17 protein-coding genes are annotated in these 15,352 nt (G+C 69.4%); 4 read left to right on the top strand and 13 right to left on the bottom strand.

Translation table 11 applies throughout. The features are described from left to right. Positions 1-145: 145 nt before the first annotated feature. From AC5L38_RS30445 to AC5L38_RS30405, 9 genes are all read right to left on the bottom strand, one after another. Positions 146-601: a hypothetical protein gene (locus tag AC5L38_RS30445; RefSeq protein WP_495246269.1), complete on the bottom strand. Its 456-nt coding sequence runs from the start codon at positions 599-601 to the stop codon at positions 146-148. 14 nt (positions 602-615) lie between these two features. Next, positions 616-1,968, bottom strand: a complete 1,353-nt coding sequence (locus AC5L38_RS30440) for an AAA family ATPase (RefSeq protein ID WP_495246268.1) — start codon at positions 1,966-1,968, stop codon at positions 616-618. Between the two features lie 46 nt (positions 1,969-2,014). Beyond that, a complete protein-coding gene (locus tag AC5L38_RS30435; RefSeq protein ID WP_495246267.1) occupies positions 2,015-2,731 on the bottom strand; it encodes an ABC transporter permease in 717 nt (238 codons plus the stop codon). A 2-nt stretch (positions 2,732-2,733) separates the two neighbouring features. Next, on the bottom strand, positions 2,734-3,648 hold the full coding sequence (locus tag AC5L38_RS30430) for an ABC transporter ATP-binding protein (RefSeq protein WP_362678441.1): 915 nt from the start codon (positions 3,646-3,648) through the stop codon (positions 2,734-2,736). Then, a complete protein-coding gene (locus AC5L38_RS30425; protein WP_495246266.1) occupies positions 3,645-4,547 on the bottom strand; it encodes an ABC transporter permease in 903 nt (300 codons plus the stop codon). Before AC5L38_RS30425 ends, AC5L38_RS30430 begins: the two co-directional genes overlap by 4 nt. Beyond that, positions 4,540-5,445, bottom strand: coding sequence for an ABC transporter ATP-binding protein (locus AC5L38_RS30420; RefSeq protein WP_495246265.1), 906 nt, complete (start codon positions 5,443-5,445; stop codon positions 4,540-4,542). Before AC5L38_RS30420 ends, AC5L38_RS30425 begins: the two co-directional genes overlap by 8 nt. 84 nt (positions 5,446-5,529) lie before the next feature. After that, the gene (locus tag AC5L38_RS30415) at positions 5,530-6,477 is read right to left on the bottom strand and encodes a DUF389 domain-containing protein (RefSeq protein WP_495246264.1); all 948 of its coding nucleotides are present in this window, start codon (positions 6,475-6,477) and stop codon (positions 5,530-5,532) included. Positions 6,478-6,595: 118 nt separating this feature from the next. Continuing rightward, entirely contained in the window at positions 6,596-7,186 is a 591-nt protein-coding gene (locus AC5L38_RS30410; RefSeq protein ID WP_495246263.1) for a hypothetical protein, read from the bottom strand. Between the two features lie 200 nt (positions 7,187-7,386). Further along, on the bottom strand, positions 7,387-7,959 hold the full coding sequence (locus AC5L38_RS30405; protein ID WP_495246262.1) for a TetR/AcrR family transcriptional regulator: 573 nt from the start codon (positions 7,957-7,959) through the stop codon (positions 7,387-7,389). A 90-nt stretch (positions 7,960-8,049) separates the two neighbouring features. Between AC5L38_RS30405 and AC5L38_RS30400 the strand changes: the two genes are divergently transcribed. Continuing rightward, entirely contained in the window at positions 8,050-8,883 is an 834-nt protein-coding gene (locus AC5L38_RS30400; RefSeq protein WP_495246261.1) for an NAD(P)H-binding protein, read from the top strand. Further along, positions 8,880-9,098: a hypothetical protein gene (locus AC5L38_RS30395; protein WP_495246260.1), complete on the top strand. Its 219-nt coding sequence runs from the start codon at positions 8,880-8,882 to the stop codon at positions 9,096-9,098. The genes AC5L38_RS30400 and AC5L38_RS30395 overlap by 4 nt, the downstream gene beginning before the upstream one ends. Here AC5L38_RS30395 and AC5L38_RS30390 read toward each other — a convergent pair. From AC5L38_RS30390 to coaA, 4 genes are all read right to left on the bottom strand, one after another. Then, complete coding sequence (locus tag AC5L38_RS30390; protein ID WP_495246259.1) at positions 9,062-9,640, bottom strand: GNAT family N-acetyltransferase; 579 nt, start codon at positions 9,638-9,640, stop codon at positions 9,062-9,064. The two genes, AC5L38_RS30395 and AC5L38_RS30390, sit on opposite strands and share 37 nt — an antisense overlap. Positions 9,641-9,676: 36 nt before the next feature. Then, on the bottom strand, positions 9,677-9,952 hold the full coding sequence (locus AC5L38_RS30385) for a helix-turn-helix domain-containing protein (RefSeq protein WP_495246258.1): 276 nt from the start codon (positions 9,950-9,952) through the stop codon (positions 9,677-9,679). After that, a complete protein-coding gene (locus AC5L38_RS30380) occupies positions 9,952-10,608 on the bottom strand; it encodes a DUF2975 domain-containing protein (RefSeq protein ID WP_495246257.1) in 657 nt (218 codons plus the stop codon). Before AC5L38_RS30380 ends, AC5L38_RS30385 begins: the two co-directional genes overlap by 1 nt. A gap of 175 nt (positions 10,609-10,783) precedes the next feature. After that, a complete protein-coding gene (gene coaA, locus AC5L38_RS30375) occupies positions 10,784-11,719 on the bottom strand; it encodes a type I pantothenate kinase (RefSeq protein ID WP_495246256.1) in 936 nt (311 codons plus the stop codon). A 186-nt stretch (positions 11,720-11,905) separates the two neighbouring features. Here coaA and glmS point away from each other — a divergent pair, with 186 nt between their 5' ends. Beyond that, positions 11,906-13,753 carry a glutamine--fructose-6-phosphate transaminase (isomerizing) gene (glmS, locus tag AC5L38_RS30370; protein ID WP_495246255.1) on the top strand — a complete coding sequence of 616 codons (1,848 nt, stop codon included), beginning with the start codon at positions 11,906-11,908 and terminating at the stop codon, positions 13,751-13,753. Between the two features lie 177 nt (positions 13,754-13,930). After that, positions 13,931-15,346 carry a PhoX family protein gene (locus tag AC5L38_RS30365; RefSeq protein WP_495246254.1) on the top strand — a complete coding sequence of 472 codons (1,416 nt, stop codon included), beginning with the start codon at positions 13,931-13,933 and terminating at the stop codon, positions 15,344-15,346. Positions 15,347-15,352 lie beyond the last annotated feature (6 nt).

The following is a 15,352-nucleotide window of genomic DNA, read 5'->3' as shown; positions in this document are numbered from 1 at the left end:
GCTTTTGTGATGCCCCGCTTCGGACGCACGATTTTCGCATCGAGCCCGCAGCGCCGGCCTCTTGCCGCCCGGCAAGGACACCACCTGCGGCGGTCGCCCTCGTGACGACTCGGAGCAATGGGGTACAGGGCCCGTACCCCATTGCTCAGGAGTGTGACCGAAGCTGCGCGTCCAAGGTCCAGATGCCGACCTCCACATTGACGACCCTCGCGCGGTAGAGCTCTCGTTCGGTCAGGATGCAGAGGTCGCCCAGGCCAAGCTTGGTCATCACATGATCGGCGAATGTTGTCCCGGTTCCCGCGCCCGCGAGAAGCGATCGGAGGAAGTCTTCCCCCCACTCGACGGTGTGTAGCACCCAGGGGGCCTGGTTGGTGACGACCAGTTTGAGAAGATCGCTCAGCTTGTCGGCATGCTGCCTGCGGAGTTTCCCGTCGGCGAGTTGCGCGATGTGGTTGCCGGTCTCGATGACCGCTGTGATGGGCAGGATGAGATCGCACTCCTGCCTCTTCTTCTTCAACTGGTCGATGACCGGTTGGTGGTCCTGGTTTTTCCCGGGGATGTCGAGAAGGTTGCAGAGCACAGAGGTATCGACGAACTCCACTCTCCGTGCCATCGTCAGCCGATTCCCATCAGCCGGTCGAACTCGGTGAAGTCACGATCCGGGGCAGGGGCATGTTCCAGCAGGCCGGAGGCGACGACCGTACCGAGGTCGCCCTGGGCCATCAGGCCGGGATATCCCTCCATCTCCGGGAGTTTTCTGAGGTGGGAGAGGCCCGTGGCAGGGTCACGAGAGCAGACAACGACATGTTGGTGCTCTGTCGGCCGCAGTGCCGAGAGCAGGGCGGGGCTGTGGGTCGTGAAGATCACTCGGGATGCGTGGTCCAGGGTGGCCTGTCTGACAAGGTCGAGGACCTGGGTGGCCTGGGAGGGATGCAGGCCGTTCTCCAGCTCCTCGATGACCAGAGTCGGGGATCTGTCGTCGTCCGACGCCCCGCGCCCGTCGAGGTCAAGGTCTTGCCCCTGTCGGAGCAGGCTGGTGGCGATGGCCGCGAATCTCAGCAGGCCGTCGCTCATCTCCCTGGCAGGCGTGATGGCATCCTCCTCCCTGAGGGCCAGCATCACGTCGTTGAGCTGCGAACGAATGATCTCGACTCCGGTCACCTCATACTCGACGAGGCTCTGTACGCGGGTGACAAGCTGCCGGAACCGCTGGGGGTCGTGTTCTCTCATGTGGTTGATCACCGCGGGGAGGTTCTCCGCGGTTCGGCGCAGCCGGATGTCACGACTGGGAACGTACTGCCGCATGAGATGTGGAACGGGGTCAAGACGGAAGACCCCGCGAAGCGTCTCCAGGACGTCCTCGGCAGCGGTGATGACACGCCGTTCGGCCTCCGTCTCGCCCGCCAGCCGGAAGGGAAGCTGACTGGTGAGGAGTCGGGTGGACCGGAACGGGGCTCGGGGGTCCCGCCCTCGGCGTCCGTTGTACCAGGTGGCCTCGATGCTTCCGGCTCCCGGATTCGGGTCCGTCGTTCTGAGGAGGTCGTGCTGTATCCGGCTCACCGGGTTACGCGTCGAACGGTTTTTACCCGAGAGGCCGGTGAGAGTCTCACTGATGATCTCCGGCTCCGGATGGAGTCGGATTTCGACATCAAGGTGGATGTCGAAATAGCCTTTGCCGAGTCGCTCGGGAGCCAAAATGCTGCATCCCAGTTGAAATCGGTCCGCCCCGTGGGGAGGGCACCCTTCTATGCCCCCGCGAAGGGGGCCCTCGTCGCCTCGTCTGCTGTCGAGCGCGTCGACGAGATCCGCTCCCGAGGCCAGCCGGGAGAGCACTTCAAGCCCGTCCAGGGCATTGGACTTTCCGCTGCTGTTACGGCCGATGAGCGTGGTCATGTCGCCTATGGGAAGTGACGCGTCACGAAAGGTCTTGAACTCGGTGAGGCGTAGTGCCATCAGGCGAGACTTCATAGGGAAACCGTACACGCGCCCTCCATGACAGAGGGCGCGCACGCGGTCACTCGTCGCCGGTGAGGGAGAAGCTCCGCAGGCGTACGCCAGCCCAGACGACCGCGCCGACGGTGACGACGGCGAGGGCGGGGACGGCGAAGCCGAGGGCGATCTCGGTGGAGAAGAACGCCGAGGACGACAGCTGGTCGGCGATCGTCTGGGCCCACTGCTGGATGGAGAACCTGCGGGCGCCGGGGACGAAGTTGCCGACCACGCCCTCCCAGACGAGCGCGTAGACGATGCCGATCGTGACCGCGTGCCGGGTCAGCACGCCCAGCAGCATGAACACCGCCGCGTACGCGATCCCGCCGACGAGGGAGCCGAGCGCGAAGCCGTACGCGATGCCGGATTCGAGGTTGACCAGCAGGTAGGCCGCGACGAAGGTCGGCACGGCGGCGAACAGGGCGAGCATCGAGGCGGCGACCACGAACTTGGTCCGCGCGATCACCGGGCGGGAGATCGGCTTGGACAGCAGGTGGATGATCGTGCCGTCGTCGATCTCGGGGGCGATCACCCCGGTCCCGGCGATCAGGCCGAGCAGCGGCAGCATGGTGCCGATGGCGAAGGTCTGCATGAGCGTGACCGCGGTCCGCTCGTCGGCGGCGCCGATGAACCTCAGCAGCGCGGCCATGGCGATCAGCACCAGGGGCAGCATGATCAGCAGCCAGATCCGGCGGCGGCCGAGGAGCGCCCGGTAGGAGATTCCGGCGATGACACCGTTCATGGTCAGCTGCTCCTGTTGATCAGGTAGGAGAAGACGCTCTCCAGGTCTTCGTCGGCGGGGGAGACCTGCAGGATCCGGATGTCCGCGTCCTTGGCGACCCTGGGCAGCAGCCGGGTGAAGCGCCGGAAGTCGACGGCGTGCACCTCAAGGCCCGCCTCGGTCAGCGAGACCGAGCCCGAGGAGGCGTCGGCGATCAGCGCGGACGCCAGGCGGCGGTCGTCGCTGGAGCGGACCCTGAACAGGTGCGGGCGGTCGGTCATCCGGCGCCGGATCTCGCGGAAGTCACCGGAGGCGGCGTGGCGTCCGGCGACCAGCACCTCGATGTGCTGGGCGACCCGTTCCACCTCCTCCAGGATGTGCGAGCTGAACAGGATGGTCTTGCCCGCGGTGCCCATGGCGCGGACCAGGTCCATCAGGTGCAGGCGCTGGCGTGGGTCCATGCCGTTGAACGGCTCGTCGAGCAGCAGGACCTGCGGGTCGTGGACGAGGGCCGCGGCCACCTTGACGCGCTGGCGCATGCCCTTGGAGTACGTCTCGATCCTGCGGTCCTTGGCGCTCTCCATCTCCACCAGGGCGAGCGCCTTGCGCGCGGCGTCGTCGGGGTTGGGCAGGCGGTGCAGCCTGGCGCTGGACAGCACGAACTGCCAGCCGGTGAGGAAGCCGTAGACGGCCTCGCGCTCGGGGACCAGGCCGATGGAGCGGTAGATCTCGTGGTTGCGCCAGATGCGGTCGCCGTCGAGGGTGACGGTGCCGCCCGAGGGGGCCAGGAACCCGGCCATCATGTGCAGCAGCGTGGACTTGCCCGCGCCGTTCGGGCCGAGCAGCCCGGTGACGCCGGGGCCGACGGTCATGGTGATGTCGTTGACGGCGACCACGTTGCCGTACCAGCGGGACACCTGGGCCAGTTCGATCTTCATCGGGAGGCCGCCTTACGGTAGCGCGCGATCAGGGCCGTGACGGACAGGGCGATCAGCGCGACCATGATCACTGCCGCGACCAGGGATCCGCCGCTCGCGGGGTAGATGACGCCCGCGGTGGGCGCCGCCCCGAAGACGCCGACGTGTACGGCGGCGTCGACCAGGAAGAACGGGTTGATCAGCCACGCCCAAGCGGCGGTGGTGTCGTCGCCCATCGACTCCAGCGTCGCGAACAGCACGGTCGACACGGCGGAGGCGAGCAGGTAGAAGGCGATGACCGCGGCCACGCCCAGGCCGCGCCTGGGGGTGAACGAGGCGATCGCTATGCCCAGGCAGGCCAGCAGCAGCGCGTAGCAGACCGCGCCGGCCATGGAGGTGAGGTATTCGGCGGTGTGCGTGTCGCCGGGCAGGTCGATGACCACCTCGCCGATGTAGAGCACGGTGAGGGGTGCCGCCAGCAGCAGGAACATGGCGACGGTCATCGCCGCGAGCTTCGCCCCGACGTAGTCCCGGATCGTCACCGGGCGCGACAGGTAGAGCGGCAGCACCCGGAAGCGCAGGTCGGGTGCGACGGCGTACGGCGACTGCGAGGCCAGGAAGATCGCGAGCACGGCCTGCATGATGACGGCGTACTCGGTGTAGCGCATCCCCTCCTGCTGGGCCAGCGCCATGATCGCGATGGAGACGACCGCGGGCAGGAGCATGACGCCCAGGAGCACGAACGGGATGATCTTCGAACGGGCGGTGCGGCCGAGCCCGAAGATCCCGCGCAGGCTGTGCACGGTCAGCGCGGCGGTGGCGTGGCCGCGGCCGAGCCGCGGCCCCTCGTAGTGGCGGTATCCGATGTCGTGGATGACACCCGTGGGCCCTGACATGGACTCGGAGACGGACTCAGACATTGGCGGGCTCCCTGAAGACGTCCTCGATGCGCTGGCGGCCCTGCTCCACGCGGACGAGGCAGAGGTCGAGCTCGCAGACGGCGTCGCGGAGGGTGTCGAAGGTCTCCGGCGCGCGGACGTGGACGAGCAGCAGCCTGCCGTGCGGGGTGACGGTCTCGCCCAGCTCGGTCAGGCGGGCCGCCAGTGCGTCCTGGCCCTCCTCGACCTCGACGGTCACGGTCTGGGTGATCTGGGTGAACTCCCCGATGGCCGAGGAGCGCAGCAGCTTGCCGCCGTCGATCACGATGACGTGGTCGCAGATCCGCTCCAGCTCGCCCAGCAGGTGGGAGGTGACCAGCACGCTGATGCCGAACTCGGAGCCGATCCTGCGGATCAGCGAGAGCATCTCGTCGCGGCCCCGCGGGTCGAGGCCGTTGGTGGGCTCGTCCAGCAGGACCAGGCGCGGGTCGTGCACCAGGGCCTGGGCCAGCTTGACGCGCTGCTTCATGCCGGTGGAGTAGCCGCCCATCGCCCGGTAGCGCTCCTCGTACAGCCCGACGTGGCGCAGGACGTCGGCGGCGCGCTCGCGGGCCGCGGTGCGCGGCAGGCCCGACATCTGGGCCATGTGCACGGTGAACTCGGTGGCGGACAGGTCGGGCGGCAGGCAGTCGTGCTCCGGCATGTAACCCACGACCCGGCGGATCTCCGCCCCCCGGGTCGCCGCGTCCATGCCCAGCACCGTGGCGCTTCCCGCGCTGGGTTCGAGCAGGCCGAGGAGGATCTTGATCAGCGTGGATTTGCCCGCGCCGTTGGCGCCGACCAGGCCGGTCACACCGGGGCCGACGGTGACGGTGAGCTGGTCGAGCGCCGTCACCCGGGGGAAACGTCTGGTTAGTCCCTCGGTGGCGAGGATAGTCATGCTCGGACACTATCCGTCGCCACAGGTGCGCACCTCCGTCACGCGAAGGAGTCTCGCCTCGTCCGAATGGGCAATTCTCGGCCGTCAACCTCCACCCGGGCGGGCCGGGAGTCTCATCCCGAACCGGGACCAGTAGGCCTTCTGGACGAGGAGCGTCATCACGCCGGAGATGACCATGCCCGCGACGTTCACCCCGAGCTGGACGGCCGAGGCGGTCATGTCGCCCCAGCGGGCCAGCGCGGCGGCGACCGCGAAGTATCCGGCGGCGGGGACCGTGGTGACCGAGATGAAGACGCCGACCAGGGCCGACGACTTGCCCGCGGTGACCGAGAGCACCCCGGCGGCCCCGGCGAGCAGCGCGACGATGAACGACCACCTGTCGGGCTTGACGATGAACTCGATCTCCTCGTGGCCGTTCAGCGAGTTCACGCCGATCCAGCCGAGCCCCCGCGAGACCAGCGCGCAGACGAAGGTGATCGCGATGGCGGCGGCGAAGCCCAGGACCAGGGTCCTGGACGCGCGGCCGATGAGGTCCCGGTCGGTGCGGAGCAGGCCGAAGCAGATGGCCGCGATCGCGCCGAACTCCGGCCCCATCACCATCCCGCCGATGATGAGGATCGGCGAGTTGACGATCACGCCGATCGCCGCGAGCAGCGTGGCGATCGTGAGGAACGCCAGGAACGCCCAGGTGAGCCGGGTGTCCTCGTCGACCCGCTGGGCGAACTCCGCCCAGACCACGGCGTCGTCGCTGTCACCGGGCGCCTCCTCCTGGGCGCGCTCGGCCACCTCCGAGATCGACAGGTCGACCTGCTCGGCCGCGATCGAGCCCTCCGCGTGCAGGCCGAGCTCCTGGAGCCGGTCGATCACCTCGTTGGCGGACTCGCGGGCGATGTCGAACTGGAGGAGGTCACCGGCGGGGGAGCGCGCGGCACCGGGGAACACGACGATGTTGACCACCCCGACGCACCCGTCGAGCACCTCCAGCACCTTGCCCGACAGGTCCGGTGGACTGATCACACGTAGATGCAGCACGGGCCAACCCTAGGACGTGTGTCCCGGCCCGTTGAAGCCCTGAACCGGATGGCTGTCTTGCGGCCGCGGTCTCATCCGGCCCGTGCCCGGGCCGCTGTCGTCCAGGTGCCGGGGTCTCTCAGGGGACCTTGATGGCGGGGTCGGCGCTCAGGTGCCGGAGCAGACCGGCCGTGCGGGCCGCCTGCTCGGCGTCCGCGCCCGTACGGTGGCCCGACTCGATGGCGCCCGCGAGGGCCGCCAGCTCGTGCGGCGGCAGGAAGGCGCGCGCCGCGCGCAGCCGCAGCAGGACTTTTCTGCCGCCTTGCTCCTGGGCGTACATGTACAGGTACGGGAGCCGGCCGCCGGTCAGGTCTCGGGCCCTTGAGCACTCGGGGAAGGAGTCGAGCCAGACGCGGGCCCGCGCGAGGTCCACCCTGCGCGTCGTGAACGCGCTGTGGACCTCCACGACGCTTCCCTCCATCTCCGCCCGGAAGCGGAAGATGCCGAGGACGACGATGAGGAAGATCACCAGGACCACGACGAAGGGCACCATCAGGATCTGTAGTTCGAGAGCGGATCCTTCGGCGGACAGCTGAACGGCTCGTTCGAGCTTCGAGATCACGAACAGTGGGAAGCCGACGAAAGGGACGGCGAGGAGGATGGCGCCGATCTTCATACCGGTGCTCGCGCCAACGCTCAGCTTCAGCGGCCCGCGGGATGGCATGCTCACATATCGGATGCTAATCCACTCCACCGACTGAGTCTTGGTGCTGTGCCGACATATATAACCGCAGGTGGAAGCGTTTTTTACCTTTGATGGTGATTGGTTCTCGTAGCGGTGGCCCCGGGCGTGTCGTCGATCTTCCGTGAGCCCGGCACGGACGTCCCGGCGAGCCCGGCACGGGCCGCCGAGCCCACCGGCGCGGGCCCTCAGGCGAGTGAGTCGATCCAGCGCTCCAGGCGACGGCACTCCCCGGTCATGAGCTCGGGGTCCCTGAAGGTGTTGGTGAGGAGCGAGATGCCCTGGTAGGCGGCGACCAGGGCGATCGCGAGCTCGCGGGAGTCGGCTCGGCCCATGGACCGGAACTGCAGCTCGGCGTAGTCGATCAGCAACCGCATGACCTCGGCCGCGGCGCGGTCCAGGCCGTCGGTGCGCTTGTCGAGCTCCGAGCAGAGGGTCCCGGTGGGGCAGCCGTACCGTGCGGTGAGCTCGCGCTGCTCGGCCCAGCCGCGCAGGAGTGCCTTCAGGCGGTCCTGGGGGCCGGTGCGCAGGTCGAGCGAGGCGGTCATCGCCCGGAAGTTGAGCGCGTGCGCGTCGATCGCCGCCTCGACGAGCTGGTCCTTGGTCTTGAAGTAGTAGTAGACGTTGCCCAGGGGGACCTCGGCGACGCGGGCGATGTCGGCCAGCGTCGTCCTCTCGACACCCTGCTCGTGCAGGACCCGGGACGCGGCGGCCACGAGCCGTTCCCGCTTGCCCTGCTTCGTTTTGGTTGAGTCAGTCATCTCACTGAGAAGTGTAGACAGCCGGTGCGGCGGCTGGCTATGGTCCGCTTAGTCAGTCAACTAACTCAGCTACGGCGGACGGAACTTTTCATGATCGTGGTTACGGGATCGACCGGGAACGTCGGACGGGTGCTCGTACGGGCGCTGGTCGAGGCCGGAGAGCGGGTGGCGGCGGTCTCACGGCGACCTTCGGCAGTGCCCGAAGGCGCGACGCACCACACGGCCGACCTCGCCGACCCGGAGAGCCTCCGGCCGGCGCTCGACGGAGCCGACGCGCTGTTCCTCCTCGTCGCCGGTGCCGGTGAGCACCTGGACCCGCGGGCCATCCTCGACGTCGCCGGAGCCGCCGGGGTCCGGCGGGTCGTCCTGCAGTCCTCCCAGGCCGCCGGGACGCGACCGGAGTCCGGCTCCCACTCACCCCTCCGGGCGTTGGAGGACACCGTCATCCGGTCGGGCCTGGAGTGGACCGTCCTGCGGCCGGGGGGCTTCGCCTCCAACGCGTTCGCGTGGGCGGAGACGATCCGCTCGCGGAGGACGGCCGCCGCGCCGTTCGGCGACGTCGGGCTGCCGGCCGTCGACCCGGCCGACATCGCCGAGGTCGCGGCCGTGGTCCTGCGCGAGGGGGAGCACGCCGGGCACACGTACGAGCTCACCGGCCCGGCGCCGATCACCCCGCGTCAGCGGGCTCAGGCGATCGGGGACGCGCTGGGCGCGCCGGTGCGGTTCGTCGAGCAGAGCCGCGAGGAGGCCCGGGAGCAGATGCTGCGTTTCATGCCCGAGCCGGTCGTGGACGGCACCCTCGCCATCCTGGGCGAGCCGTCGGACGCCGAACGGCGGGTGAGCCCCGACGTGGAGAGGATCCTCGGCCGCGCCCCCCGCACCTTCGCCGAATGGGCGCGGCGCAACGTCGACGCTTTCCGGTGACCCGCCCGCGACGGATCACGCCGGGTGATGCCGAAGCCGGGGTCGCACGAGACGATCACCGGCCGGAACCGGTCCCCCGGCTGGTCGCGGCCACCGCCGGCGCCCGCCAGGCCCTCCCAGGCCCTCTCACCTGGAACCGCACCGACCCCCTGCTGCGCCTGGACGAGCGGCTGCGCTCCTACGGCCTGCCCGCGGGCAGGTCCTCCAGTACGTAGATGTCGTAAAGGTCGTTGACGGACGACGCCGGGGCGTCCACGCTCCCGACCTGCCGCCAGCCCCACGACCGGTAGAGCCGCTGGTTGCGCTCCAACCGCGGCTCCACGGCCAGCACCGCCCGCCGCGCCCCGCATCCGGCCAGCGCCGCCTCGGTCAGCCGCCTGGCGACGCCGCGCCCGCGGTGGCCCGGCAGTACGCCCAGATCCACCAGGTGCCAGGTGCGGGAACCGGACTCGTGGGTGAACCCGGCCGGGAGCGGGTCACGCATGCCGTTCCACCAGCGACCGCCCTCCCGCAGGAACGCCCCGTAGGCGAAGCCGACCAGCAGCCCGTCCTGCCGGGCGACCGCGAGCCGGAACCCCCGCCGTCCGAGGAGGTCGGCGTAGGAGGCACGCTGGTGCTCGAACTCGGCGGGCCCCTCGCCGTTGGGCGGGGCACCGAACGACTTCCGGTACGCCGCACCGACCTCCTCGGTGATCGCCCCGGCCTCCTCCGGGCCCAGCACCTCCACGATCACCCGACCGCTCGCCGTCTCGCCCACGGCACCCGCCTTCCTCACCGGCTCCCGTTCCGGGAACTATCCGCGCGGCTCCGACCGAAACGGCGGGGAAGGCGGCGGCCCGGACGGTGAAGGTCTGTACCGCAGCAGTTCGCCGGGCTGGCAGTCGAGTTCCTCGCATATCCGGGAGAGCGTGCTGAAGCGGATCGCCTTCGCGTGCCCGTTCTTCAGGATCGACAGGTTCGCCAGCGTTATCCCCACCCGGAGAGACAGATCCGTGAGAGTGATGCCGCGCTCGGCGAGTATCTCGCCGAGCGCGACCTCGATGCCGTGCTCCAGGACCTCGTCCTTCATCACACGGTTCCCTCAAGGTCCTCAAGCATGTGCCGCCCCTTCCGAACGACCTCGGACACGGCCAGCGCGCAGAGACCGATGAGAGCGGCACCGGTGAAAGCGGGTGGGGACAGCTCGTCGTAGTAAGCGCCGGTGCCGAGCACATGGATCGAGAGCGTGCTCTGGACCATGCCCGCGGTGAGCCAGATCACCAGCGTGCCGACGAGCTGGGTCACGCCGATCAGGCGGAGGCCGCGGGTCGTCCGGGCGGAGAACAGGGACCGGTCGCTCCTGAGCCCGCCGGCGAGAAGCCGCGCCATCCACCAGAAGGACAGAAGGTTCACCACGGCCAGGGGAAGCCAGGTCAGCAGATGGTAGAGCCCCGCGGCGAGGTCTCCACCCGCCACGCGGACCGTGGCCCGCAGATGATCGCCGGCGAGCTCGACGCCCGGGGGCAGTGAGGTGCCGAGGTTGACGCTGTCGGCCGGGATCGACACGGGAACCGTCCCTCCCTGGCCGAGCGCCAGCATGACGCTGACGGCGAGTTGCCGTATCGACAGGAGAGCGACGGCGAGAACCGCCAGGAGAAGTGCCCCGTACAGCCACCTCAGCCAGAAGTCGCGGCGTGTCCCCGGGGGTGCCGGCTCTGATTCGGGGGTGGACGTGGGTGGTTCCATACCAACCTCCCTATCGAATATCGATATTATCGAAAAACGATAACTCGCCGTGGGGGACGGGACAACCCCCGAGCTTCTCCCGGCGCCAGGCGCGTTCGAGCCCCGCGCCGTTCGCCGGTTCCCGGTGTTTCCCCGTGAGGGTCGGCGAGCCGCCGCGTCGCCGGGGCGAGGAGGGTCAGATGCGGCGGAGGCGGACGCGCTGGATGGAGTGGTTGGCGCCCTTGTGGAGCACCAGGTCCGCCCGGCCCCTGGTGGGGGCGATGTTCTCGACGAGGTTGCGCTCGTTGATGTCGCGCCAGACGTTCTTGGCGAAGTCGGTCGCCTCCTCCTCCGACAGGTCGGCGAGATACCTGAAGTAGGACTTCGGGTCCTCGAAGGCCGTGCGGCGGAGCTTGTGGAAGCGGTCCACGTACCAGTCGCGGATGTGCTCGACCTTGGCGTCCACGTAGATGGAGAAGTCGAAGTAGTCGTTGATCGCCAGGGCGGTGGGCGGGGCGGGCTGCAGGACGTTGAGGCCCTCGACGATGAGGATGTCGGGACGGCGTACGGTCTGGGTCGCGCCGGGCACGATGTCGTACTCCAGGTGGCTGTAGACCGGGGCCGTCACCTCCGGCAGGCCCGCCTTGACGTCGGCGACGAACCTGACCAGGGCCCGCCGGTCGTAGCTCTCGGGGAAGCCCTTCCTGTGCATGATGTCCCTGGCGGTGAGGACCTCGTTCGGGAACAGGAAGCTGTCGGTGGTGATCAGCTCCACCCGGGGGTGTTCGGGCCAGCGGGCCAGCAGGGTGTGCAGCAGCCTGGCCGTGGTCGACTTGCCGACCGCGACGCTTCCGGCGATGCCCAGCACGTACGGCGCCTCCCGCCTCCCGCCGCCGAGGAAGGTGTTGAGCGCCGCGCTGCGCTGCCTGGCCCCGGTGAAGTGGAGGTTGAGCAGCCGGGTGAGCGGCAGGTAGATGTCGGTGACCTCGGCCAGGTCGATCGGATCGTCGACGCCGCGCAGCTCCTCCAGCTCGTCCTCGGTGAGGGTGAGGGGGGTGTTCTTGCGGAGCTCGCTCCACTGCGCCCGGCTCAGCTGCACGTACGGTGTCGCGGTGTCCAAACCGTTGGCCATGGTCAGAGAGCCTACTGATCGGCCTGATGTGCGCTCTCTCGGGGTGCTGATCCGCCGGGAGTGGGTTCCCGCCGGGTATTGATCCGCCGGGAATGGGTTCCCGCCCGGTACCGGGCGGGATTCTTGGGCTGTCGAGGGGGTTCTCCATAGACGCGCCGGACGATCTCTCAGGGAGGAGGTAGGACAATGTGCGGAATAGTGGGATATACGGGACAGCGGTCGGCGATCGAGGTCGCGGTCGAGGGGCTGGGCCGGCTGGAGTACCGGGGGTACGACTCGGCGGGGATCGCGCTGGTCGGGGCGGACGGCCTGGCCGTGGAGAAGCGGGCGGGGAAGCTGGCCAACCTCCGGTCGGCGCTGGTCTCGCGGCCCACGCCGCCGACCGAGGCGACGACGGGGATCGGGCACACCCGGTGGGCCACCCACGGGGCCCCGACCGACCGCAACGCCCACCCGCACACCGACTGCGACGGGCGGATCGCGGTCATCCACAACGGGATCATCGAGAACTTCGCCGCGCTCAGGACCGAGCTGGAGGGCGCGGGGCACCGGATCGTCTCCGAGACCGACACCGAGGTGGTGGCGCACCTGCTGGAGGAGTTCGCCGCCGGGGGGCTCATGGAGGCGATGCGCCGGGTCTGCCCGCGGCTGCGGGGGGCGTTCACCCTGCTCGCGGTCTCGGCCGACGAGCCCGACGTGGTGGTCGGGGCGCGGCGCAACTCGCCGCTGGTGATCGGCAGGGGGGACGGGGAGAACTTCCTCGGCTCGGACGTGGCGGCGTTCATCGCGTACACGCGCGACGCGGTGGAGCTGGGCCAGGACCAGGTGGTCGAGCTGCGCCCCTCGAAGATCACGGTCGTCGACTTCCAGGGTCTCCCGGCCGTGACGCGTGACTACCACGTCGACTGGGACGCCGCCGCCGCGGAGAAGGACGGCTACGACCACTTCATGCTCAAGGAGATCGCCGAGCAGCCCCGGGCCGTCGCCGACACGCTGCTGGGCAGGATCGGCCAGGACGGGCGGCTGGTACTGGACGAGATGCGGCTGTCGGACCAGGAGCTGCGCGACATCAACAAGATCATTCTGGTCGCCTGCGGGACCTCGTACCACGCCGGGCTCATCGCCAAGTACGCCATCGAGCACTGGGCCCAGCTGCCCTGCGAGGTCGAGCTGGCCAGCGAGTTCCGCTACCGCGACCCGATCCTCAACCGCGACACGCTCGTGATCGTGATCAGCCAGTCGGGCGAGACGATGGACACCCTCATGGCGGTACGGCACGCGCGCGGGCAGCGTTCCCGGGTGCTGGCGGTCTGCAACGTGAACGGCTCCACGATCTCCCGCGAGTCCGACGCCGTCCTCTACACGCACGCGGGCCCCGAGGTCGCGGTGGCCTCCACCAAGGCGTTCCTCACCCAGCTGGTGGCCTGCTATCTGGTGGCGCTCTATCTCGCCCAGGTCAGAGGGGTGAAGTTCGGCGACGAGATCACCCAGATCGTCGACCGGCTGGCGCAGACGCCGTCCAAGGTGAGCGAGGTCCTCTCGACCGTCGAGCCGGTCCGCGCGCTGGCCAGGTCGCTGGCCGACGAGCGGTGCGTGCTCTTCCTGGGGCGGCACGTGGGTTTCCCCGTCGCTCTTGAGGGGGCGCTGAAGCTCAAGGAGCTGGCGTACATGCACGCCGAGGGCTTCGCGGCGGGGGAGCTGAAGCACGGCCCGATCGCGCTGATCGACAAGGGGCTCCCCGTCGTGGTCGTCGTCCCCTCGCCGTCCGGCCAGAGGGTGATCCATGACAAGATCGTGTCCAACATCCAGGAGATCCGGGCCAGGGGTGCGAGGACCCTCGTCATCGCCGAGGAGGGGGACGTCGCGGTCGAGCGGTACGCCGACACGCTGATCCACATCCCGGCCGTGCCGACCCTGCTCCAGCCGCTGGTCGCCACGGTGCCGCTCCAGGTCTTCGCCTGCGAGCTGGCCACGGCCAAGGGGCACGACGTCGACCAGCCCCGCAACCTCGCCAAGTCGGTCACGGTGGAGTAAGCCGTGCCCGGGAGTTCTCCACAGCCTGTGGACAAAGTCTATGGATTACCCACGGCCGGAAGTGGGTATGGAGGCTGCCCGCCCCCTTGACAGATTAATTGTCGATAAATGCCATATAGCGGTTTACTGGGACGGATTAACGTGGCGTGAATCCACCGGACCCAGGGGAGCCGCAAGATGGATCGTCGTCGTTTCCTCGCCCGGAGCGGTGCGCTGGCCGCACTCGGGGTGGCCGGCCCCTTCGCCGGTGTCGCGCGGGCGGGGGCGAACGGGGAGCTCCTGCCCGGCACCGGGTACGGGCCGCTGAGGCCGGTCAAGGACGAGCGGGACGGCGTGGTGCGCCTCCACCTGCCCGACGGCTTCCACTACAGGTCCTTCAACGCCGCCGGCGACAAGTACAGCGACGGATCCACCGTCCCCTCCAGGCACGACGGCATGGCCGCGTTCCGGGGGCCCTCCGGCAGCGCGATCCTCATCCGCAACCACGAGGTCAACGGCCCGGTCGGCGCGTTCGGCGACCCGGCCAGGGCCTACGACCCGGCGGCGGGCGGCGGCACCTCGACCCTCCGGGTCACCCGCTACGGCAAGGTGCTCAAGTCCGCCCCCAGCCTGACCGGCACCCAGATGAACTGCTCCGGCGGCCCGATGCCCTGGGGCGCCTGGGTGACCTGCGAGGAGACCGTCAACGGGCCGGACGTGGGCAACGACTCCACCGGCCAGGACAACAGCAGGCTCACGCAGAAGCACGGCTACATCTTCGAGGTCCCGATCGACGGCAAGGCCGGGGGGCCGATCAGGAACGCCGGGCGGTTCGCCCACGAGTCGGCCGCGTTCGACGGCTTCACCGGCGCGATCTACCTCACCGAGGACAACTTCAACTTCGCCTCCGGCTTCTACCGCTACCTGCCTCCCAAGAACCCGCTGGTGGCCCGTCGCATCCTCGACGGCGGCAAGCTCCAGATGCTGGCGGTGCGGGGCGCCCCGGGCAAGGACCTCTCGCTCGGCCAGCCCAGGGGGGCCTCGTACGCGACCACCTGGGTGGACATCGACGACCCCGATCCCGCCTTCATCGGCACCCCCACCAACCTCGTCGCGAGCCAGGCCGTCGGCAACCAGGGCAGGGCCAAGGGGGCGGCGCTCTTCTCCCGGCTGGAGGGGGCGATCAACCACCACGGCACGATCTACTTCGTCTCCACCCAGGGCGGCGCGACCGCGCCCGCCGACACCCCGGCCAACGGCTTCGGCAGGGGACGTGGCCAGGTGTGGGCGTACGAGACGTGGAGCGGGCGGCTCAGGCTCGTCTACGAGTCGCCGGGCGCGGTCACCCTCGACCTGCCCGACAACGTCACCGCCAGCCCCCGGGGCACCCTGGTCCTCTGCGAGGACGGCTCGGGTGACAACTACCTGCGTGGCCTCACCCGCCGGGGCGAGATCTTCGACTTCTCCCGGCTGGTCCCCGTCGAGGGCGACTCCGGCGCCGAGTTCGCCGGCTCGACGTTCGGCCCCGGAGGCCACACCCTCTACGTCAACATCCAGGCGACCAGGGGGATGAGCTTCGCCATCTGGGGCCCCTGGCAGCGCGGCGACTTCTGACCCCCT

It is taken from the genome of Streptosporangium nanhuense, assembly GCF_059358815.1.
The sequence above is the reverse complement of the archived record's forward strand: the minus strand, read 5'-3'. Positions and strand labels throughout refer to the sequence as shown.

Coding starts and splice junctions, on each gene's coding strand:
- AC5L38_RS30440 (WP_495246268.1), bottom strand. CDS start 1,968: ATGAAGTCTCGCCTGATGGCACTACGCCTCACCGAGTTCAAGACCTTT.
- AC5L38_RS30435 (WP_495246267.1), bottom strand. CDS start 2,731: ATGAACGGTGTCATCGCCGGAATCTCCTACCGGGCGCTCCTCGGCCGC.
- AC5L38_RS30430 (WP_362678441.1), bottom strand. CDS start 3,648: ATGAAGATCGAACTGGCCCAGGTGTCCCGCTGGTACGGCAACGTGGTC.
- AC5L38_RS30425 (WP_495246266.1), bottom strand. CDS start 4,547: ATGTCTGAGTCCGTCTCCGAGTCCATGTCAGGGCCCACGGGTGTCATC.
- AC5L38_RS30420 (WP_495246265.1), bottom strand. CDS start 5,445: ATGACTATCCTCGCCACCGAGGGACTAACCAGACGTTTCCCCCGGGTG.
- AC5L38_RS30405 (WP_495246262.1), bottom strand. CDS start 7,959: ATGACTGACTCAACCAAAACGAAGCAGGGCAAGCGGGAACGGCTCGTG.
- AC5L38_RS30400 (WP_495246261.1), top strand. CDS start 8,050: ATGATCGTGGTTACGGGATCGACCGGGAACGTCGGACGGGTGCTCGTA.
- AC5L38_RS30385 (WP_495246258.1), bottom strand. CDS start 9,952: ATGAAGGACGAGGTCCTGGAGCACGGCATCGAGGTCGCGCTCGGCGAG.
- AC5L38_RS30380 (WP_495246257.1), bottom strand. CDS start 10,608: ATGGAACCACCCACGTCCACCCCCGAATCAGAGCCGGCACCCCCGGGG.
- coaA (WP_495246256.1), bottom strand. CDS start 11,719: ATGGCCAACGGTTTGGACACCGCGACACCGTACGTGCAGCTGAGCCGG.
- glmS (WP_495246255.1), top strand. CDS start 11,906: ATGTGCGGAATAGTGGGATATACGGGACAGCGGTCGGCGATCGAGGTC.
- AC5L38_RS30365 (WP_495246254.1), top strand. CDS start 13,931: ATGGATCGTCGTCGTTTCCTCGCCCGGAGCGGTGCGCTGGCCGCACTC.